This is a genomic window from Vibrio sp. Vb0937, from assembly GCF_033338855.1.
Map to the genome: position 1 here is coordinate 1 of NZ_JAWOTK010000496.1, position 1,002 is coordinate 1,002.

Below are 1,002 nucleotides of genomic sequence, written 5' to 3' on the forward strand. Positions count from 1 at the left end.
AAATATAAATCAATGTTGAGGGATACAATGCAAGGGTTTCGAATTACCACGTCGTTAGATGACATGGATTTAGACGTTATCTACCAGTTCATTTCAAACAGTTATTGGGGAAAGGGCATTCCAAGAGAACGCCTTGAGAAGTCATTGCGCCATTCGTTCTGTTTCGCGGTTTTGGATGACGAAAATCAACTCGTCGCTTTTGCTCGGTTAATTACCGATCGCACCACGTTTGCGTATCTTGCCGATGTGTTTGTAGTGGAGGCACACCGTGGTAAAGGCATCAGTAAGTGGTTGATCTCAGAAATTGTTGCTCATCCAGAACTACAAGGCTTACGCCGTATGATGCTTGCAACCCGCGATGCTCATGGGTTGTACGAACAGTTTGGGTTCACCCCTATTGCTCCAGTAGAAAACTTCATGCAAATCTGGAAACCGAATGTTTATCAGAGCTAAATCATGATGAGAGTTGAAGCTCAACAAGTGGCAATCAGATACCTCAAAACAACAGACGCTGCTCCCCTGTTTGAAAACTATTTAGGCGATGAGCAAGCATGCCGCTTCCTCAATCGCCAAGCCCACCAAAATGTTAATCAAACCCTTGAAGCTATCGAAAGATGGCGTGCTCAATATGATCAAAAGTCTCCCAATCTATTAGTCTTCACCATTGAAGAACTTACTTCTCAAACTCCTATAGGCTGTCTGGTGCTGATACCTGAGCAAGACAGCAGTGAAATCCATTTTGGTATTTCTGCTCGCTATCAGGGAAAAGGCTATGCAACCCAAGCCTGCAAACTTGGCGTTGTTTACCTGCAAAGCTTGGGTATAACGCGCATTCGCACTACCCCGCATATTGGCAACCACGCGAGTATTCGTGTGTTGGAGAAATGTGGCTTTATCAGCCAAGGCATTTTAAAAGCGCATGCGGTTTTTCCTGCTTTAGGACGTGAGGCGCAAGACTGTATGGATATGCGATTGGAGGATACAGAACTGCGCGATTTTGCA

Annotated in this window: 2 protein-coding genes; both read left to right on the forward strand. The window is 45.0% G+C overall.

Annotated elements, in window-relative coordinates:
• Positions 1–27 precede the first annotated feature (27 nt).
• Positions 28–453, forward strand: a complete 426-nt coding sequence (locus tag R7P67_RS26765) for a GNAT family N-acetyltransferase (RefSeq protein ID WP_005486380.1) — start codon at positions 28–30, stop codon at positions 451–453.
• A gap of 3 nt (positions 454–456) precedes the next feature.
• A partial coding sequence (locus R7P67_RS26770; protein WP_318086578.1) for a GNAT family protein occupies positions 457–1,002 on the forward strand: 546 nt, incomplete at its 3' end.

Excerpts from the sequence above, each read along its gene's own strand:
- R7P67_RS26765 (WP_005486380.1), top strand. The coding sequence starts at position 28 with ATGCAAGGGTTTCGAATTACCACGTCGTTAGATGACATGGATTTAGAC.